The following is a 19,896-nucleotide window of genomic DNA, read 5'->3' on the forward strand; positions in this document are numbered from 1 at the left end:
AAAAAACATTTACAAGTTTGCAAATGTCTTTCAAATATTAATCGAGATTTTGTTTTATTTCCCAAAAAGCTTTCCTAAAAAACCACCTATGCCACCGCTGCTTTTGGTCACAGCAATAGCATCATCCATATCCAATTTTCCATCAGCATTTTGATCCAAACCAAATTGAGTTCCATACTTTGAAATAGCATCCATTATTCCAGATGTTTGAGCGCCACCTCCAGAAATAGCCCCAATTAAATCCGTTATTTGGAAACTGTCATTTGGGTCATTGGCTTTATTTACTAATCCGCCTAGTATTTGAGGAATCATACTACCGGCTACTCCTGCAGCTTCATTACTACTCAAACCAAATTTTTCGCCCAAACTACCTGTAAGTTGTTGCGTAATTTGTTGAACAGCTGGATTCGATGGATCTTGAGCATTATTCCCTTGGAGTAATCCGGCAAGTTTCTCGACACCTCCTTCGGAAGCCATTTTTTTCAAGCTAGAAAATATAGAATTTCCTGCTTCACTCATTACCGCTTCATTATGTTCATTTGGAACCGCATTGTTGTTTACAACTGCTTCCTGTCCAAATTGTTGCACTAATTGTGTTAATTGCTCAAACATAGGTTTTTGATTAAAATTAAATATCAAATTTAATCAAAAAAAAAGTGGTAATTTATTAATTGAAGTTAATAAATCACCACTATACAATTTAATATCAACAAGTTGCCTTAACTAACTAATGATTTATTTAATAAACTAATAATTTGATGTGCAAGTTCAATACCAATTCTGTCTTGGGCTTCTTCAGTTGCGGCTCCAATATGAGGTGTTAATGAAATTTTCGGATTCATTAAAATAGTAATTTCGGGAGTAGGCTCACTTTCATAAACATCCAATCCAGCGAATAATACTTTACCGCTATCCAATGCTTTTACAAGTGCAACTTCATCAATAGCACCACCTCTTGCGCAATTAACAATCCCTACACCGTCTTTCATCATTTCCAATTCTTTTTCACCAATAACGTGCGTATCCTGAGCAGGTACATGCAATGAGATGAAATCAGATTCCTGAAATAAAGATTCCTGAGTTTGTGAAGCTAGTGATATAGAAATAGACTGACCATCAAAAAAAGAAACTTTAATATCTTTTTTGGGAATATGTGTATCACTATAAATCACTTTCATTCCAAGTCCTATTGCCATTTTTGCAGTAGCTTGACCTATACGCCCCATACCTATTATTCCAAGTGTTTTTCCTCTTAACTCAATACCATTCGCATAAGCCTTTTTCAAACCATCAAAATTGATATCTCCTTCTAGAGGCATATTTCTGTTGGAGTCGTGTAAAAATCGTACACCCGTAAATAAATGGGCGAAAACCAACTCAGCTACAGATTCTGATGAAGAAGCTGGAGTATTTATAATGTGAATTCCTTTGCTTTTGGCATATTCAACATCAATATTATCCATTCCTACACCACCACGACCAATAATTTTAAGACTCGGACAAGCGTCGATAATATCCTTACGAACCTTTGTGGCACTACGAACCAATATGACACTTATATTATTTTTGTTTACAAAATTGGCCACTTGTTCTTGAGCCACTTTTGTAGTAATAACTTCAAATCCAGCTTTCTCCAAAGCTACAATACCGCTTTTTGAAATTCCGTCGTTTGCTAATATCTTCATTTTGAGTTTATTTGACTAACCTTTAATCGTATTGATAATGGTTAACATAAATTATTATTTTAAAAGTCGATTCGCTACATTCATTCTTCAATGAAACAATTAGCGATTAAACAATTAAACTTTACTTTCTAAAGCTTTCATCACATCAACAAGAACTTGTACACTTTCCAAAGGAAGCGCGTTGTACATTGATGCTCTGTAACCTCCAACTGAACGGTGTCCTGGTAATCCTGAAATTCCAGCTTCTTTCCACATCTCATCAAATTTAGCAGCATGTGACTCATCATTCAATAAAAAGGTTGCATTCATATTAGAACGGTCTTCAACTGCTGCCGATCCTCTGAACAATGGATTCCTGTCGATTTCAGCATAAAGTAAAGCTGCTTTAGCATCATTTATTTTTTCGATAGCCTCAATTCCTCCTAGTTTTTTCAACCATTGCAAAGTCAATAAAGACGCATAAACAGGAAAAACCGGTGGTGTATTGTACATACTGTCTGCTTTGATATGTTTCTCATAATCCAACATACTTGGTATAACGCGTCCTGTTTTGCCAAGAACTTCTTCCTTGATAACGACCAAAGTTGTACCAGCAGGCCCCATATTTTTTTGTGCACCCGCGTAAATGATGTCGAATTTTGAAAAATCCAATTTTCTTGAAAAAATATCAGAACTCATATCACAAACAATAGGTAAGTCTGTTGATGGGAATTCCTTCATTTGAGTTCCAAAAATAGTATTGTTGCTAGTGCAGTGGAAATAATCTGCATCGGCAGGTATAGTGTATCCTTTTGGGATATGATTGTAATTTTGTTCTTTTGAAGAAGCCACAACAGTAGTTTCACCAAAAAATTTTGCTTCTTTTATTGCTCCAGAAGCCCAAGTTCCAGTGTCTAAATAAGCTGCTTTACCATTTTCTTTCATTAAATTGTAAGGAACCATCAAGAATTCCAAACTTGCTCCTCCTCCAAGGAATATGGCTTGATACCCTTTTCCTTTTAAATCCAAAAGTTCCAAAACTAAAGCTCTTGCTTCTTCCATTACGGCAACAAAATCTTTACTACGATGCGAAATTTCCAAAAGTGATAAACCAGAATCATTAAAATTTAAGATTGCTTGAGCTGATTTTTCAAAAACTTCTTGTGGTAAAATACAAGGTCCTGCGCTGTAGTTGTGTTTTTTCATGGTGTAGTTTGTAGTTTTTATTTGTTCAAATTAACTAAAGTAAGAAATTATAAATATTCCATAGCATTTATATGATTGCTAATCATGATAATTTCAAGCTTCAATTGGTGTTTAAATTTTCAAAATGCAAATTTCGGGAATAAGGGCTGAAAAACCGTTAAATTATTCGCAATAATATAAAAACATTAGATTCATATTATTGACAAAAACGATATAGTATCAACGTTATCTGCGTAATCCCATAAATTTGGTTTCTGTGTAGTTCCAAATTTAATACTGCTTTTCACAAGATCATTGCTCACAATACACTGAATTTGATCACTTTCGTTCTCCAATCGTTTTTGTAAATCATCAAGATTTTCATAGTACTCATAAAATACGCTTGTAATTGGCGAACCATAACTCGAATCTTCTTTTATTGTCAAGAATCCATTATCCAATAATTTGAAGTTACTCATCAAGAAAACCGCTTTGTTGTAGTCGTAATTATTGGCGTATTTCTCATAATGAATAACATCTTGGTATTCAAAAATCGCTTCAAAAAAAGAATCAAAGGAATATCCTTTTGGTACAAAGAGTTTAGAAACATTTCGACATCCTAAACCAAAATATCTAAAAATATCCTCGCCAAGAGCAGCTAATTCCTCTTTGGTTTCTTTACCATTCAAAACCGCGATTGAGTTTCTATTTTTTCTTATGATGGAAGGTTTGTCTTTAAAATAGTATTCAAAATAACGAGCTGTATTATTACTGCCGGTAGCAATTACTGCATCAAAACCCTCAAGCTTACCTTCTACGAATGTGATTTTGTTTTCAAATCCAGATTCAGAAGCGATAAGATAATTAGCCAAGAAAGGCAAAAGATGCTGGTCATTCGAAGAAGTTTTAACTAAAACATCATGCCCAGTAATCAAAACCGATAAGAAGTCATGAAATCCAACCAAAGGAATATTACCTGCCAATATCAAAGCTACTTTTTTTGGCGCTACCTTACTAAAATCGTAGGTAGAAAGCCATTTATCCAAATTATCTTCGGTTAATGCCTCTGCCCAAGATTGTATTGAAAAATATACTTGTTCTGGAGTATACCAACCATTATGTGATTGAGAAAGCTGAATTAAATCGATGAATTTTTCAAAAAATAAATCATTGCCAAATACAGATTCATTCTTTATACAATTCCCTTCTTTGAATTGTCCTAGGAAATTACCTAATTTAACAAATGTGTTTTTTTTTGTATCTAATGTCATAATGTTTGTTTATGAAAAGTTTTGATTGTAATTTTGCACAAAAATAAGCTTTTTATAAGCTTTAGGCAAAAGTTGGGTTCAGTATTCGTATTTCGTTTTATAGAACTTGTAGCTTTTGAACTTTCAACCTTAAAACTAAACATAAAATGGCAATTATAATAACCGATGAATGCATAAATTGTGGGGCGTGTGAACCAGAGTGCCCAAATACAGCTATATATGAGGGAGCAGATGATTGGAGATATAAAGATGGGACAAAACTAAAAGGTAAAGTGATTTTGCCAGATGGAACAGAAGTAGATTCTGATGAAGCACAAACGCCAATCTCTGATGAAATATATTACATCGTTCCGGGAAAATGTACAGAATGTAAAGGATTTCATGACGAGCCACAATGTGCTGCCGTATGTCCAGTAGACTGCTGTATACCAGATGACAATCATGTTGAATCTGAAGAGACTTTATTGAATAGACAAGCTTTCTTGCACAATGAATAAAGCTTATTCTTTTTAAATTTTATACAAACCTGTGTCTATACACAGGTTTTTTTATATGCTGATTTTTCTTATTTTAAAAAAAATAACATTTAATTGATTTTTTTTTATATTTTTAAAGTGAATATTTTTTACTGATTTATTTTTTACATTTTAAAAAATATGAAAAAATCCCTTATTTTACTTCAATTCTTTTTATGTTTTACTGTTTTTTCACAAACCAATGAAAGAACATTAATACTAATGGAAAAAGATTCTAATCTTCCAATAGAAGGTGCTATAGTTGTGGTTTTAAAAACAAAACAAGTTTTAATGTCAAACAGTGAAGGAAAAGTTGTTTTTGAACTAAAAGGAGGTTCAAATGTAAAAGTAACCCACTCGTCCTATTTACCGCTAGTTATAAAATGGACTTCTTTAAATCTACCGGAAAATGTTGTCTATTTAAATAGTAAACTAAATACACTTGATGATATTGTCGTAACAAAACTGCACCCTCAAGAAATAATCAAAGAATTAGTCAACAATTCAATTAAAAGGCTGAATGTACCCGCTAGACTGAAAGCCTATTCAAGAGAGTTTTTCAAATTAAACGGTAATTATGCTTATTTCAATGACGGTCTCATAAATTTCCAATTATACAAAGACCAGAAAAAAGTAAAATCGGTTTTATTAGTAGAACAAAATCGTTCTTTTGGTTTAGTTGATGATGAAATCAGCACGGATCTCTTAGGATACAATTTAAATGTATCGATGGAAAAGTATTATGTTTTTACGGTTTTAAGACCATTATTGGATGAGAAATCAAGAAAAAAATACAACTTCCTTGTAAAAGTATATCCTTTAAATCAAGAGTATAACGAAATAACTGCAATTCCTATGGAAGGCACAACTGAATTATTGGATGATTTTAAAATTATTTATGACGTTAAAAGAAAATTAATAATTGAGATAAATGCTGAAGTCTCTCCTATTACATTGGAAGGACTTAAAGAAGACACTTCAAAAGGAGCCAAAAACATAATTAGATCTGTATTTAAAACTAATTATAGAATAGATGCTGAAAATTATTATTTAATTAGCTCAAAAGAAGAAATTAATTACGAAGTCAATACAGGTAATGAAACAAAAAATATAGAAGTGCTTAATAACTTAGTAACAACCAATTTTAATATTCAAAATTACACCTATAAGGAAAGTGATGTTTTCAAAGACAAAACTCTTTTCAATATAAAAAATTCTATTTTAACAGATTACTGGAATGTTTCCGGATTGACTCCTACTGCCAAAGAATTAGAAATTATAAATAAAATTATAAAATCTTTCTAGCCATAATCACATAAGTATCATAAGCATAAGTTTTTCTGTCAATCGTTTTTATGATTTCAAAATTATTGAGATACAAAAATAGTTGTATTTCATTTAGTGTAAAAACCCGAACGGTAGAGAAATCATCCAATAGAATTTCCTTTTCATTATCTACAATCTTGTAATATTGTGCACTCCAATCCAACATAAAATTTTCCATTGGAGTGGTTTCCCAATGACTTTCTCGGATGTATTTTGTTCCTTCATAAGTAGCTTCATGAAGAATGGTTTGATTTTCTTTGACAAAAGGGATAAAACGATTGGCGTCAATAAAATCAAAAATTAAGACACCATTTTCATTTAAATTTTCAGAAACAGAATCAAAAGTATCAATTATATCTTCATTGTTAATCAAATAACTTGTAGAACGCCCCGTAATGATTATGGCATCAACAGGGCTTTCAAGAACAAAATTACGCATGTCACCTTGCATAAAAGTGCTGTTTTTATTTCTTTCCTGCGCAATATCAATCATACTTTGGCTATAATCAAGACCTAAATAATTCTGATTGTTTTCTTGAAATCGTTTAGCTAGATTCCCTGTCCCACTTCCTATTTCCAGTATGGAATTGCATTTGTTTTCTTGGATTAATTTATTATAAAACTCATATTCTTCGTCATAATCAATAAAGGTTTGATACATGGCATCAAAAATAGCAGCCATTTTTCCAGTATACAAATTTGCCATAATAGTAGTATTGTTGAGTATAAATTTAAGGAATTAAGTGAAATAAAAAAAGAGCCACCCGAAGATAGCTCTTTTGAATATTATGAATTCAAAATTAGAATTTATAGTTTAATGATAAATTAAAAATTGTTCCTAATTGACTGAAATGAGATCCATCATAAGTCGTGTTATCATAACGACCGTTGAAAGTAATTAAATTATATTGATTTTTTACTTGAGCTGGATCAGCTAAAAGAGCACTTCCCGTAGCATTTTCAGCTACAAATTTCCACTCTGGCAATACATTAAAAATATTATTTACATTCAATGCTAAAGTTAATTTATCTGTTGCTGAGAAATTAATTCCTAAATCAGTAACAATTTTAGGAATAAATTCTGTTTTTAAATCAGCATTTAAACCATCTTGATTGAAAGTCGTTTTACCAAAATAAGTATTGTTAAGAGAGAAACCAAATTTACCAATTTCATAGTTCGCACCCAAAATCCATTTTGTTTCTGGTCTTGAAGTAAACATTAATGATTCCAGCGTTTGACTAAAGCTGTTATTGGTAACTGGAGAGATTCTTTCATTTTCGAAAGTAATATTACCCGATAAATTGAATCCTAATTTTCCCGATCCAATTCCAATATTATTATAATTCATAACAACATCCAATCCTGAAGTTCTAGTATCGAAAGAGTTAGAAAACCAAGCAACTGATCCAAATTGAGTATCTTGTTTATCACCCAATACGATTCTGTCTTCTACTTTGATATTGTAATAATCAAGAGTGAAATTGAAATTTTTAAATGGTTTTGATCCTATCCCAACAGTAATATTTGTTGATTTTTCAGCATCCAATTGAGGTATACCTAATTGACGCGCTTGTGGAGAAATATTATTAATAATTCCACTTACTTGAATTCCTGCTCCAGGTACAAAAGAATATTGCGATTTTTGAGTGTAGATTTGGTGCAAAGTAGGAGCTCTAAATCCAGTTGAAACAGAACCTCTTAAAGTAACTTTGTCATCAAGAAATTTATATCTTGAACTTAATTTCCAAACAGTAGCATTTCCAAAATCACTATAATCTTCATAACGTGCGGTACCATTAATTAAGAAATCTTTGGTCACATCATAAGCTACATCCAAATAAGCGCCAAAATTGTAACGATTCCATTTTCCTGAATTTTCAGGACGGTTACCAGCAAATGAATCAGCTCCTAATCCATCCCAAGAGGCTTTATCTCCTTCTTGAACACCAAAAGTTTCTGTTCTAAACTCCGATCCAAAAGCTATACTGATATGATCCGAAAGTGTTTTTGAAATATCTATATTCCCAACGATATGGTTAAATGAAGTTCCTCCCGGTTTGAAGTAGATAGGGCTATTTTCTTGATACACATGCTCGCCAGTAGAAGGATCAACAATATCCGATCTATTTACAGAGTTTTGCACAGTATAAGTTTGGCTATTTCCTCCTGTAGTAACACTAACATCGCTCTTCCATCCATTCTTTGTAGTAGTAAAGCCCAAAGTAGCGTTATAATCATTTAAATCTCCTTCAAAAGTTGGAACATAACCTCTGTATGCTGCAGCAGAACCATTACTGAAAAAATCTTTGTAATAAGTTGGATAGGTAGTTCCAATTCCCCAATTTGGAATAGCTGAATTTTCAAAAGGATTTTTAATTGATCTCCAGTATGGAGTTCTGTAGTTGGCATATGAGTTTACTTTTTTATAGACATAAGCTGCATTATAATACAAATTTGTATTTTCGTTGATTTCGTTTCCACCATTGATTTCAAATTTAGCAGCTGCCGTTTCTGGAGAACCATTGATGTTTCCTGCGTCTGGTTTTTCTTTTAAAAAATCAACAACAGATTGTTTCCCAGTTGTATTTCCTTGGTTTATTGTAGCTAATTTTGCATTATAATCCGCAGATCCTTGATATGAGGCAAAAGTTGCTTCCTTTTCAGCTTCTGTCATTCCAGATATATCAGTACCACCCAGAGTATTGTCATCATTAACATAACTACCATATACATCAGGATTTACTTTCACAAAATCATTAAAATCACCATCAGCATCAACTTTTCCTGGTCTATTAGCTTGATTTACTTTAGAAAAATCGATCGTGTAATTTAGAAAACCTTTATCTCCTACTGTGGTTCCGTTGTTTACAGTAATACCAAGCATTTCTCCATCACCCTCGGCTGTAATACCAGTTCTTAAAGTTACTGAACCATCTGTGCTATTCTTTTTCAAGATAATATTCATTACCCCTGCAATTGCATCAGAACCATATTGAGCAGAAGCACCATCTCTTAAAATCTCAACTCTTTCGATAGCCTCTGTTGGAATACCTGATATATCTGCTCCTGTTTCTCCACGGCCTGGAGATGTTTGAACATAAAGTAGTGAACTTAAATTTTTACGTTTACCATTGATTAAGATTAATGTTCTACTAGGTCCCATATTTCTTATTTCGTAAGGATCCAGTAATGAAGTAGCATCATTAACTGGTGTATTTACAGTATTAAAGGACGGAATTCTGTATTGCAATGCCTTATCAAAAGTAGCTTGCCCGGTAGCTGCCAAATCTTTCGAGGACAACACATCAATTGGCAATGCACTTGTGGTGTTACTTCGAGGAGCAGTACGCGTTCCTGTAACAACAACTTCCTCTAGTTTTTGACCACCCTCTTCTTCTTCTAAATTAACATCTACAATCGCTGCTGAAGCTGATTTTGTAACTGTAACAAAGCCTATATAACTAAAAACTAATGTGGCTCCTTCATTTACATTTAGTTTGTAACTACCATTCATATCAGTCGAGATTCCATTTTTCGTTCCTTTTTCCTGAACATTAACTCCTGGAAGCGGAGTGCCCGTCTTGTCTTTTACGGTTCCTGAAACTTCTTTTTGGGCCATCATAAACGAGACATTTAACAAAAAGAATAATAACGCGATTTTTTTCATAATCATTAAGTTTGGTTGGTTATTGGTTTATTATTGGGGCTAATATAACATAATATTAACATAAAAAACATATAATGTTATATTTTATCTTAAAATTTAAAAATATTTATCAATACAGTAATTCTGAACAGTTATAACTATTAGAAAAAAAGCAATTGGTAATTATATAGGTTTAATTTATATTTTTCTTTTTTTTGATATGTTTATTTCATCGGGTAATTTTTAAAGAATTGTCAATATTACCTTTAAGAATCGTAGCGAGACTTTAAACAAGAGAAAGTACATTCTATTTTAATTAAAACCATTTAGCGTAACAAAATTGCTGCTTTTGGTGTTGTGACTAGATGAAAATTTTAGTGCTTGAAGTATTCTTGTGTGCTAAAGGTAAAAGGTAGGGGAATATTTGTGGAGTAATGTCTTTATATCTTATATTTGCAAACTTTAAAAAAGGAATTACTAAGGACAAGTAATAGACAACTGTTATTTGTAAACAAACATATCATGAAAGCAGGAATTGTAGGGTTACCGAATGTTGGAAAATCAACATTATTCAATTGTTTATCGAACGCAAAAGCGCAAAGTGCCAACTTTCCGTTTTGTACTATCGAACCTAATATTGGAGTTGTAAACGTTCCAGATCCAAGAATCAATAAATTGGAAGAACTAGTTAAGCCAGAGCGCGTTCAAATGGCTACTGTAGATATCGTAGATATTGCAGGTTTGGTAAAAGGTGCTAGTAAAGGTGAAGGTTTAGGAAACCAGTTTTTAGGAAACATCAGAGAGTGTAATGCTATTATTCACGTTTTGCGTTGTTTTGACAATGACAATATTGTTCACGTAGACGGAAATGTAAACCCTATTCGCGATAAAGAAACTATCGATATTGAATTGCAATTAAAAGACTTGGAAACTGTTGAAAAACGTTTAGAAAAAGTAAACCGTGCTGCAAAAACTGGAAATAAAGAAGCGCAGACTGAAAAAGCACTTTTAGACCGAATCAGAGAAAATTTATTACAGGCTAAATCGGCAAGAACAATTATTCCTCAAGGTAATGATGAAGAAGTTTTGATGGAGTCATTTCAGTTGATTACTGCAAAACCGGTGTTATATGTTTGTAATGTTGATGAAAGTTCAGCTGTAAACGGAAATAAATATGTAGATCAAGTTCGTGAATTAGTAAAAGATGAAGAGGCAGAAGTAATTATCCTTTCAGTAGGAGCAGAAGCTGACATCACCGAGTTAGAAAGCTATGAAGAGCGTCAGGTTTTCCTAGAAGATATGGGATTGACTGAGCCAGGAGCATCAGTTTTAATTCGTGCAGCTTACAAATTATTGAAACAGCAAACGTATTTTACGGCTGGTGTCAAAGAAGTTCGCGCTTGGACAATCAATATTGGATCAACTGCACCTCAAGCCGCAGGAGTTATCCATACTGATTTCGAAAAAGGATTCATCCGCGCCGAAGTGATTTCATATGAAGATTACGTTCAATACGGTTCAGAAGCAAAAGCCAAAGAAGCTGGGAAATTCAAAGTCGAAGGAAAAGAATATATTGTAAAAGATGGAGATGTAATGCACTTCAGATTCAACGTTTAGTCGTTAGAAAATAGAGAAAAGAATAAAGAAAATAGAGAGAAAACCTGCAAGAGTCATTTTGCAGGTTTTTTTATGTTCCAATTTTTATTACTTTTAAACAAAACTAATTTATTATGAAAATCATCGCCTTTGCCGGAAGTCCCAGTAAAAAATCCATTAATAAAAAATTAGCCACTTATGCAGCTGGTTTGTTTGAAAACACCCAAGTTGAAGTATTGGATTTAAACGATTATGAAATGCCTTTATTCAGTGTTGACAAAGAAGTAATAATTGGTCAGCACCCTTTGGCGAAAGCGTTTTTGGACAAAATAGCAACAGCCGATATTTTGGTGGTTTCACTAGCCRAAAACAACGGAAATTATAGCGCTGCTTTCAAAAACACTGTCGATTGGTGTTCTAGAATAAATGGAAAAATATTTCAGGATAAACCAATGCTATTGATGGCTACTTCGCCGGGGGCTAGAGGCGGAGCAACTGTTCTTGAAATAGCAAAAAATAATTTCCCCCGCTTCAACGCCGATATAAAAGCAATTTTTTCATTGCCGAGTTTCAATGATAATTTTGATGTTGATGCAAATGTGATTTCAAATCCAGAGTTAGACAATCAATTGAAAGAAATTGTTAGAAACTTTTAAATGGCAATGACAATATCTATGACAATTTTAAAAATTAAAATCTACAAAAACTGAGCTTGATTATTGCTGTTTTCCTTTTTTTGGATGATAACAAAAATGCAAAATACTAACTCTTTAGCCCCGATTGAAGTGGAAATCCTTATAAGCCGGTGTTCGGCTTATAAGATTGTAACAGAAAGCGGGAGGATGATGCCAAAAATGCCAAATGTTTCTGCTCCAAAAACAATTAATTCTTTCTATTTTCATTGCCATTACTTTTTATCAAGTAGGTATATATCCAAGTTAGAGTAAAAGAAGGAACAACATCAGTAAATGGTAATATTTCTTCAACAAAAGTTAAAACACCAGCGACCTTCCCTACTCTGCCTTCGTACATTTTGGTCATCAAAAAACCAGCAAGCGGTGCCCAAACTACATCCCCGAACTCTCCTATTCCAGGAATGGTAAAGGACAATAGACCGATAGCATCAAATAGAATTCCTAAAAGTAATTTTTTACTTTTTAGATTGTTATTTACTACAACTGCATTTTTACTTTCCATTTTTTTAAATTAAATTGATATAAATATACGAATCTAACCTTTATTTTTCAGATTTTATCCTGTAGAAAAATCGCTTTAATACGAAGGTTAATTACCAAATACTTTGTTTCTTTGTAAAAACAGTTTGAAATGATACACGCAAAAAATATACATAAATATTACGATCAACTTGAAGTATTAAAAGGAGTAGATTTACATATTAAAAAAGGCGAAATTGTTTCTATTGTTGGAGCATCTGGTGCGGGGAAAACAACACTATTACAAATTCTGGGAACATTGGACAAACCCAGTCCAACAAAAAAAGAATCCGAAAATCAAACTCCAGAAAATGCTACATCGCTTTTTATAAATAATGAAGATATTTTGAAAATGAATGACAAATCGTTATCCAAATTCAGAAATTTAAATTTAGGATTCATTTTTCAATTTCATCAATTACTACCAGAATTTACAGCTTTGGAAAATGTTTGCATACCTGCTTTTATTGCCAACAGATCAAAAACTGAAACCGAAAAAGAAGCCAAAAAATTATTGGAATATTTGGGTCTATCACACAGAATAGATCACAAACCCAATGAACTCTCTGGTGGAGAACAACAACGCGTTGCTGTAGCACGAGCACTAATCAACAAACCTGATGTTATTTTTGCAGATGAACCTTCAGGAAATCTGGATACTCACTCTGCCGAAAATTTACATCAGTTATTTTTTCAACTACGAGATGAATTTGGGCAAACTTTTGTGATTGTAACACATAATGAAGAATTAGCCAATATGGCTGATCGAAAATTGGTAATGACTGATGGACAAATAATGCTATAAAATGGTTTTGATTCTTTTAAGTTGGATTTATATCTTTTTTTCGACAATCAATCTTGGTTTTGTCACCGACAGAATCCTACGGTTAAAGAATCAAAATTTTGTTATTTATACTGTTTTAGGACTTTTTACTACCACTGTTTTTACTAGTATTTGGGCTATTTTTGGAAGAGTAAACTTTGAGTTTCATATAGTTCTTCTTATAGTTAACCTTGTTGTCTTTTCAAAATTTCAAAAAGAAATTCGGCTTCTTTATAAATTATTTTTCGAGGAAATACTTTCACTAACAACTCCATTAAAAATAGCATTAAGCATTATTGCTATTTTGATTTTAGCTCAATGTGCTTCTATTCCCTATGTTTTAGATAACGAATCATATTATATTCAGACAATAAAATGGATCAATGAATATGGTTTTGTAAAAGGTCTAGCCAACTTACATTTTTTTTTAGCCCAAACAAGTGGTTGGCACATTTTACAAAGCGCTTATAATTTTTCATTTTTATATGATAAATTCAATGACATCAGTGGTTTTTGTCTTTTACTTGGAAATATATTTTCAATTACAAAATTGAATGAATATTTCAAAAACAAGAATCGTGAATATCTGATAATCGGATTGCTCCCATTGGCAAACGTATTTTTCTTCCAATTTATAAGTTCACCTTCCCCAGATATTCCGATCTATATTTTTTCTTTTATTATCTTCTTTTATTTTTTGCAGAGTTTTAAAAAACTTGATGTTGAAAATTTTAACCTGATAGTGATTTTGGTTGTTTTTTCTTTGTTCATTAAAACAACTTCTTTTGCATTAATTTTTATTCCTATTATTTTATTAGCTAAAAATTTCAAAAAATTATTACCTAAGCTTTTTGAATCTGTCTTAGTTTCAATCATTATATTGGTCCTTTTTGTAATTAAGAACACTATCATTAGTGGCTTTCCATTTTTCCCAGTAATCAATTTTCATTTCTTCGAAACCGATTATAGAATTCCTGAAGCAATAGCAAAATTGTATTATAAAGAAACTAAACTATATGGTTATTTCTTGACAGATGAGCAATACAATAAGATGACTGCTTATGAATTACTCACTAGGTGGCTAACTTTACCAAAATTGCACGGTTTATTCAATAAATTAAGCATAATTCTCATTATTGCCAGTCCGATATTCATATATAAATATTTCCATAAGAAGGGAATATGGGCATTATACTTTATGATGTGCCTCCAGATAGCATTACTGTTTTTAACCTCTCCACAATATCGATTCTACATGAATTTTTTATTGTTTTTTTCTTTTTTCTTGATCGCTTTATTTCTTAGTAAAAAAAGGTTTATTCTTTTATCTCTTTATTTTTCGATTTTCATAACTGGATTTGCTTTATTAATTCCAATTAATTTAAATTATTTTACTAAAAATAAATTCGTTTTGTCAAGCAGTAATTTTTCGACAAAAAATATTATTTTTCCCTATAAAAACACAAAATTCAATACTACATTTGAATACCTTCAAAACGGTAATCTTCATTTTTATTCTCCCGTCGAGAATGATTTTTTTTGGAGTTCAGGAGATGGAAAACTTCCTTGTGTAAATAAAGACCAAATAGAATATTTCAATTACTATTACAAAGTAAAACCTCAAATGCGGACAACAAATTTGAAAGATGGTTTTTACGCCAAAAGCACTTCAAAAGAATAACAAAATGAATAAAGCCGAACTCAAATCTTTCCTAGACGAGAAAGTAATATTATACAACAATCAGGATTTCATCGATAGTGATCCTGTACAAATTCCGCATTTATTTACCCAAAAGGAAGATATAGAAATCGCTGGATTCTTGAGTGCAACTATTTCTTGGGGCAATCGAAAAATGATTATCAAGAATGCACATAAAATGATGGATATGATGGGTAATGCTCCTTACGACTTTGTAATGTCACATCAGGAAACCGACTTGGAGCGATTAGAAACTTTTGTGCATCGTACTTTCAATGGGCAAGATTTTGTAGGATTTATCAAAGGACTACAGCATATTTATCAAAATCATGGTGGATTGGAAACTATCTTTAGTCAAAACATAGAAGGAAACGATTTGCAAAATAGTATCCATAAATTCAAACAACTTTTTTTTGAAATTCCACACCTTAATAGAACGCAAAAACACATTTCAGACCCATTAAAAGGATCTGCAGCCAAGAGGATAAATATGTATTTAAGGTGGATGTGCAGACAAGACAACAAAGGTGTTGATTTAGGAATTTGGAAAAGCATCTCCCCTTCACTACTGTCTTGTCCTTTAGATGTACATTCTGGTAATGTAGCCAGAAAATTAGGTCTGCTTGCCCGAAAACAAAATGACGGAAAAGCATTAGCCGAATTAGATTTAAATTTAAGAAAACTAGACCCAATGGATCCCGTAAAATACGATTTTGCCTTATTTGGACTGGGCGTTTTCGAGGGGTTTTGAACAAGATACAAGAATCCTCACAATTCTTTTCACTTAGAATTATATTTTTAACTTCTAAAAGTTATTTTTTGGTTCACCATAAAATCGACTCATTTACAATTCATAACAAACTGTTTTACATTATTTTATTTTAAACATTTAGAATAATCATTATCTTTATGTATATTTTTTTTAAAACAAAAGAATACAACCCAGCATTGACATAGTTTTTTTTATAATCTTTTTCAAAACACACCTTTTATTAATGGATGTATTAATCTATTATTTTATCCACATTGCTCTTCTCATATTGACTTGTGGGCTTATTCTATTAATAGCCTTTTTGATTATCAATAGATTTATATACGATCAATTTAGACCAAAATTGGAAGCCACAAAAAGTGAAATTGACAATTTTTTAACTAATATGATTTTTTCTCCTTTTGAAAAAAAACTTTTCAAAGCAGAAATAGAACAATTCAAAAAAACAATTCCTTTTGAAAAAAATTGGTGCAAAAAATTAATTCTGAATGAAATTATTTTTTTAAAATCTAATTTAAAAGGTGATGTTACCAAAACTCTCCAATTTATATACGAACAATTTGGTTTGTTTGAATTCACCAAAAAACTTTTGAAAAGTAACCGTTTTTATCTAAAGTGTCTTGGAATGTATCAATTACAATCTTTAGAATATAAAAAAGGGCAGGAATACATTATGCCTCTATTAAACAGTAAAAACAGAAATATCAAGTCCAGTGCATTCCTAACCTTAATTTCATTAAATCCCAATGAATTAGAAACATTAATTAATTATAAAGATCCTGTTAGAATTGCCGGCGAAATAAATTTCATGGATATTTTGCATCATAAAAAAACAAAAATCCCCTCTAATTTGAGTCAATGGATTCATTCTGAAAATGTTTCAATTGTAAAACTTGGCATTAAATTAATGACATTCTATAATTTTACAAAAGAAAATGAAAGCATAATAAAATTATTAAAGCATAAAGATAGAGCAGTACGTTTTGAAGCGATTACTGCTGTTAAATTTCTGTTTATTGCCGAAGCAGAACATGCTTTAATTGAACAATTTGAGCAAGAAGACACTCAAAATAAAATGGAAATTTTTACTACACTATCTCAAATTGGAACAACTGAATCAGAGATTTTTATTGCAGATTTACTAGAAAAAAAAACGAATGAAAGCATCAAACTAGATGCTGTTTATTGTCTTTTCAAAATAAACCCAAACTACTTTGATTCCCATTTTATAGATAATACCGACGTACAAAAAATGGTAAAACACGTTAAAACCCCCAATCTCTAATGGAACAGGATGTATCAATTTACTCTCATTTTATAGGTGTTTTTTCCATAATCTATATTCTCTTCTATTGCACCTTGGCAATATTATCCTATTATGCCATAAAAAAACATTTAAACACAAAAAATTTCATACCAAACAATGTTATACTAAAATCAAATTATATTCCTGGCGTTTCTGTAGTAGCACCTGCATTTAATGAAGGGGCAACCGTTGTCTTTAATGTCAAATCATTACTTTCTCTGACCTATCCAAAATACGAAGTCGTATTGGTAAACGATGGTAGCACGGATGATACCCTCCAAAAACTAATTGATGAATTTGAACTAATAAAAGTCGATTTCTATTATCAGGAAAAAATTAAAACAAGCACTGTAAGAGGCCATTATAAATCCACCAACCCTCTATATTCAAAATTACTGGTTGTTGACAAAGAGAATGGTAAAAGTAAAGCTGATGCGTCCAATGCAGGGATAAACTCCACCAAGTACCCTTTGTTTTTATGTACCGACGTAGATTGTATTCTGAAAAATGACACCATCATAAAACTGGCCAAACCTTTTATAGAAAGCAAAACAAAAGTTATTGCTACAGGAGCTGGCATCCGAATTTCAAATTCTTGTGAAGTAAAAGATGGATTTCTTTTGAAAATTCATTTTCCAAAAGGATGGTATCCTAGATTTCAAGAATTGGAATACGTTCGCGCCTTTCTTTTTGGCAKAATGGCTTGGAGCCAAATCAATGGTTTGTTATTAGTTTCGGGAGGATTAGGCATGTTTGACAAAGAAATTGCTGTTGCGGCAGGAGGCTATTGGCATAAATCACTAGGGGAAGATATGGAACTCATTACCCGAATGAGGAAATATATGTATGATAACAAATTACCTTTTTTAATTAAATACATTCCTGAATCACTTTGCTGGACAGAAGTACCAGCCACAAAAGAAGTTCTGATTCGTCAACGAGTACGTTGGGCTAGAGGATTAATTCAAACTTTATATTTGCACAGGAACATTTTTTTTAATCCAAAATATGGAAAAACTGGATTTCTTATATTTCCTTATTTCTTTTTCTTTGAATTTCTGATTCCAATTCTAGAATTAACTGGGGTGATTGTCTTAATCATTAGCTTTTTCATTTTGAACATGGATTATAATAATTTGATCTACCTGTCCTTAATTATATATCTATTTTATCTCATTATAACATTTATCTCGATATTGTTGGACGACATTATTTATAAAAATTATGCCAATACCAAGGAAATCATAATACTTGTTCTGATGGCAATGATTGAACCTTTCTGCTACCATCCTGTAAATGTGTATGCCTCATTAAAAGGGTATTATCATTTTTTTAGACAAAAAGAACAAAGCTGGGGGAACATGCAACGGCAAGGATTTAATACTTCACCAAAACAAGATTAGATTTCATAATTCAAAATTTTTAAAAGGCATGAAATATAAAAACTACACCAAGATCCTCTTTATTCTTTTTCTTGTATTGGGAATGGCGAAGAATAATGCTGTTTGGTCCCAAAAAATCGATGTCGATAGTCTTTTGAATGTTGCCATAAAAGAAGTAAACAAAGACAAAAACTACGAATCGGCATTGAAGAAAACCCATTTGGGAATAAAATTGGCTCCAGATTATTTGGATTTTTATTTATTGACTGGACGAATTTATCAATTGACAAATGTAAAAGACAGTGCCCGATATTATTACAAATATGTCATCGATAAAAACCCTGTTTATGAAGACGCTTTCACCTATCTCATCAATATGGATATCGAAGAGAAAAACTATTCCGATGCCGAAATTATTGTTGATAAAGCTATTGAAGCACATCCCGGGAATAAAGATTTTCGACACAAAAAAATTACGATTTATGAACTGCAGGGAGAAAAGGAAAAAAGTGAGGCTTATCTAAAAGAAATGCAGACCATGTATCCCAAAGATTCTGATTTTAAATTGCATTATTTCATTGAGGACACTCGAAATAAATCGGATCGAATTGGTGTCAATTACAATTTCACCACCTTTGACCGATCTGGTTATGGACCTTGGCATTATGGAAGTTTACAATACATTAGGCAACGAAATTGGGGATCGGCCATTGCCAGAATTAATTATTCTAATCGATATGCAGATGGACAAAGCGTAACCAATGGTATTCAATACGAAGCCGAAAGTTATCTTTTTACAAGTAAAAATAGTTATTCCTACATTGGAGCTGGTTATAGCAACGACCCTGTCTTTCCAAAATTAAGACTTGGATATTCTTTTTTCCATAATTTCAACAAAGGTTGGGAAGGAGATTTGGGTGTTCGATACATTGATACCGAAGACACCAACTTTGCCACCGCAGTTCTTGGAATTGGAAAATATTTGGGTTCCTATTGGCTCAATCTAAGATCCTACTTTCAATTTGACAACAGTACTGTTTATCCTGCTTTCACACTAACAAGCCGTTATTATTTCAACACTCGGTTTGACTACTTGACATTAATTGCAGGTTACGGAACCTCGCCAGATGAGCGAACTACTCTTGGGCAAATAGAGCAACGTTTATCACTTGATTCCTTTAGGATTGGAGGCGGTTATTATCGATTGTTTGGTGAGCATTACGTAACAGGATTACAATTATCTGTGAACAATCAAGAATATGCTCCCGGCTTGAAACAAATCGAAACCGAAATTGCTTTGATGTTTCAATATCAATTTTAAAAACAGTATTTTAATAAGGGCATGACCCTACGTAAAAACTCCGGGTCGGGCTTTCCATTCCCGCTTTTTTTCTTTTCAATTGCCACGGGTTTAAACCCGTGGCAATTGAAAAGAAAAAAGAGCTCCACTGTAATCCCTCACGCGAGTGAATGCTAATAAATAAAATTAGCGCAAA

General features: G+C 32.2%; 17 protein-coding genes. 10 read left to right on the top strand and 7 right to left on the bottom strand.

Annotated features, from left to right (window positions below):
- Positions 1-54: 54 nt before the first annotated feature.
- From AC1DY0_RS00465 to AC1DY0_RS00480, 4 genes are all read right to left on the bottom strand, one after another.
- Positions 55-612 carry a DUF937 domain-containing protein gene (locus tag AC1DY0_RS00465; protein ID WP_477186727.1) on the bottom strand — a complete coding sequence of 186 codons (558 nt, stop codon included), beginning with the start codon at positions 610-612 and terminating at the stop codon, positions 55-57.
- Between the two features lie 107 nt (positions 613-719).
- A complete protein-coding gene (locus AC1DY0_RS00470; RefSeq protein WP_477186728.1) occupies positions 720-1,685 on the bottom strand; it encodes a D-2-hydroxyacid dehydrogenase in 966 nt (321 codons plus the stop codon).
- A gap of 114 nt (positions 1,686-1,799) precedes the next feature.
- Positions 1,800-2,870: a 3-phosphoserine/phosphohydroxythreonine transaminase gene (gene serC / locus AC1DY0_RS00475; RefSeq protein ID WP_477186729.1), complete on the bottom strand. Its 1,071-nt coding sequence runs from the start codon at positions 2,868-2,870 to the stop codon at positions 1,800-1,802.
- Positions 2,871-3,061: 191 nt separating this feature from the next.
- Positions 3,062-4,120, bottom strand: coding sequence for an acyl-CoA reductase (locus tag AC1DY0_RS00480; RefSeq protein ID WP_477186730.1), 1,059 nt, complete (start codon positions 4,118-4,120; stop codon positions 3,062-3,064).
- A gap of 146 nt (positions 4,121-4,266) precedes the next feature.
- On the opposite strand from AC1DY0_RS00480, the gene AC1DY0_RS00485 reads away from it, so the two are divergent.
- Both AC1DY0_RS00485 and AC1DY0_RS00490 read left to right on the top strand, forming a co-directional pair.
- On the top strand, positions 4,267-4,617 hold the full coding sequence (locus tag AC1DY0_RS00485; RefSeq protein ID WP_173503964.1) for a 4Fe-4S dicluster domain-containing protein: 351 nt from the start codon (positions 4,267-4,269) through the stop codon (positions 4,615-4,617).
- 159 nt (positions 4,618-4,776) lie between these two features.
- Positions 4,777-5,940 (top strand): hypothetical protein, encoded by a 1,164-nt coding sequence (locus AC1DY0_RS00490; protein ID WP_477186731.1) that lies wholly within the window; start codon positions 4,777-4,779, stop codon positions 5,938-5,940.
- Here AC1DY0_RS00490 and AC1DY0_RS00495 read toward each other — a convergent pair.
- Together AC1DY0_RS00495 and AC1DY0_RS00500 are read right to left on the bottom strand one after the other, a co-directional pair.
- Positions 5,924-6,667, bottom strand: coding sequence for a class I SAM-dependent DNA methyltransferase (locus AC1DY0_RS00495; RefSeq protein WP_477186732.1), 744 nt, complete (start codon positions 6,665-6,667; stop codon positions 5,924-5,926). The genes AC1DY0_RS00490 and AC1DY0_RS00495 overlap by 17 nt on opposite strands.
- A gap of 94 nt (positions 6,668-6,761) precedes the next feature.
- Positions 6,762-9,629 (bottom strand): TonB-dependent receptor, encoded by a 2,868-nt coding sequence (locus AC1DY0_RS00500; protein WP_477186733.1) that lies wholly within the window; start codon positions 9,627-9,629, stop codon positions 6,762-6,764.
- Positions 9,630-10,130: 501 nt separating this feature from the next.
- Between AC1DY0_RS00500 and ychF the strand changes: the two genes are divergently transcribed.
- Both ychF and AC1DY0_RS00510 read left to right on the top strand, forming a co-directional pair.
- Positions 10,131-11,225, top strand: coding sequence for a redox-regulated ATPase YchF (ychF, locus tag AC1DY0_RS00505; RefSeq protein WP_477186734.1), 1,095 nt, complete (start codon positions 10,131-10,133; stop codon positions 11,223-11,225).
- 113 nt (positions 11,226-11,338) lie between these two features.
- Positions 11,339-11,860, top strand: coding sequence for an NADPH-dependent FMN reductase (locus tag AC1DY0_RS00510; protein ID WP_477186735.1), 522 nt, complete (start codon positions 11,339-11,341; stop codon positions 11,858-11,860).
- Positions 11,861-12,086: 226 nt separating this feature from the next.
- Here the strand turns inward: AC1DY0_RS00510 and AC1DY0_RS00515 are convergent, their stop codons facing one another.
- On the bottom strand, positions 12,087-12,401 hold the full coding sequence (locus AC1DY0_RS00515) for a hypothetical protein (protein ID WP_477186736.1): 315 nt from the start codon (positions 12,399-12,401) through the stop codon (positions 12,087-12,089).
- 129 nt (positions 12,402-12,530) lie between these two features.
- Here AC1DY0_RS00515 and AC1DY0_RS00520 point away from each other — a divergent pair, with 129 nt between their 5' ends.
- The 6 genes from AC1DY0_RS00520 (at position 12,531) to AC1DY0_RS00545 (ending at position 19,721) form a co-directional block, all read left to right on the top strand.
- Entirely contained in the window at positions 12,531-13,223 is a 693-nt protein-coding gene (locus tag AC1DY0_RS00520) for an ABC transporter ATP-binding protein (RefSeq protein WP_477186737.1), read from the top strand.
- A 1-nt stretch (position 13,224) separates the two neighbouring features.
- On the top strand, positions 13,225-14,922 hold the full coding sequence (locus tag AC1DY0_RS00525; protein WP_477186738.1) for a DUF8201 family protein: 1,698 nt from the start codon (positions 13,225-13,227) through the stop codon (positions 14,920-14,922).
- A 4-nt stretch (positions 14,923-14,926) separates the two neighbouring features.
- Positions 14,927-15,691, top strand: a complete 765-nt coding sequence (locus AC1DY0_RS00530; protein WP_477186739.1) for a TIGR02757 family protein — start codon at positions 14,927-14,929, stop codon at positions 15,689-15,691.
- Positions 15,692-15,935: 244 nt separating this feature from the next.
- Positions 15,936-16,997 carry a HEAT repeat domain-containing protein gene (locus tag AC1DY0_RS00535; protein ID WP_477186740.1) on the top strand — a complete coding sequence of 354 codons (1,062 nt, stop codon included), beginning with the start codon at positions 15,936-15,938 and terminating at the stop codon, positions 16,995-16,997.
- The gene (locus AC1DY0_RS00540) at positions 16,997-18,421 is read left to right on the top strand and encodes a glycosyltransferase family 2 protein (RefSeq protein ID WP_477186741.1); all 1,425 of its coding nucleotides are present in this window, start codon (positions 16,997-16,999) and stop codon (positions 18,419-18,421) included. Before AC1DY0_RS00535 ends, AC1DY0_RS00540 begins: the two co-directional genes overlap by 1 nt.
- Before the next feature lie 28 nt (positions 18,422-18,449).
- Positions 18,450-19,721 (top strand): YaiO family outer membrane beta-barrel protein, encoded by a 1,272-nt coding sequence (locus AC1DY0_RS00545; RefSeq protein ID WP_477186742.1) that lies wholly within the window; start codon positions 18,450-18,452, stop codon positions 19,719-19,721.
- Positions 19,722-19,896: the final 175 nt, after the last annotated feature.

This window comes from Flavobacterium sp. P1_E4, assembly GCF_056405915.1.

Bases quoted from the DNA above. Each gene is read 5' to 3' on its own strand.
- AC1DY0_RS00515 (WP_477186736.1), bottom strand. From the start codon at position 12,401: ATGGAAAGTAAAAATGCAGTTGTAGTAAATAACAATCTAAAAAGTAAA.
- AC1DY0_RS00545 (WP_477186742.1), top strand. From the start codon at position 18,450: ATGAAATATAAAAACTACACCAAGATCCTCTTTATTCTTTTTCTTGTA.
- AC1DY0_RS00480 (WP_477186730.1), bottom strand. From the start codon at position 4,120: ATGACATTAGATACAAAAAAAAACACATTTGTTAAATTAGGTAATTTC.
- AC1DY0_RS00525 (WP_477186738.1), top strand. From the start codon at position 13,225: ATGGTTTTGATTCTTTTAAGTTGGATTTATATCTTTTTTTCGACAATC.
- AC1DY0_RS00495 (WP_477186732.1), bottom strand. From the start codon at position 6,667: ATGGCAAATTTGTATACTGGAAAAATGGCTGCTATTTTTGATGCCATG.
- AC1DY0_RS00535 (WP_477186740.1), top strand. From the start codon at position 15,936: ATGGATGTATTAATCTATTATTTTATCCACATTGCTCTTCTCATATTG.
- ychF (WP_477186734.1), top strand. From the start codon at position 10,131: ATGAAAGCAGGAATTGTAGGGTTACCGAATGTTGGAAAATCAACATTA.
- AC1DY0_RS00530 (WP_477186739.1), top strand. From the start codon at position 14,927: ATGAATAAAGCCGAACTCAAATCTTTCCTAGACGAGAAAGTAATATTA.
- AC1DY0_RS00485 (WP_173503964.1), top strand. From the start codon at position 4,267: ATGGCAATTATAATAACCGATGAATGCATAAATTGTGGGGCGTGTGAA.
- AC1DY0_RS00465 (WP_477186727.1), bottom strand. From the start codon at position 612: ATGTTTGAGCAATTAACACAATTAGTGCAACAATTTGGACAGGAAGCA.
- AC1DY0_RS00520 (WP_477186737.1), top strand. From the start codon at position 12,531: ATGATACACGCAAAAAATATACATAAATATTACGATCAACTTGAAGTA.
- AC1DY0_RS00500 (WP_477186733.1), bottom strand. From the start codon at position 9,629: ATGAAAAAAATCGCGTTATTATTCTTTTTGTTAAATGTCTCGTTTATG.
- serC (WP_477186729.1), bottom strand. From the start codon at position 2,870: ATGAAAAAACACAACTACAGCGCAGGACCTTGTATTTTACCACAAGAA.
- AC1DY0_RS00470 (WP_477186728.1), bottom strand. From the start codon at position 1,685: ATGAAGATATTAGCAAACGACGGAATTTCAAAAAGCGGTATTGTAGCT.
- AC1DY0_RS00490 (WP_477186731.1), top strand. From the start codon at position 4,777: ATGAAAAAATCCCTTATTTTACTTCAATTCTTTTTATGTTTTACTGTT.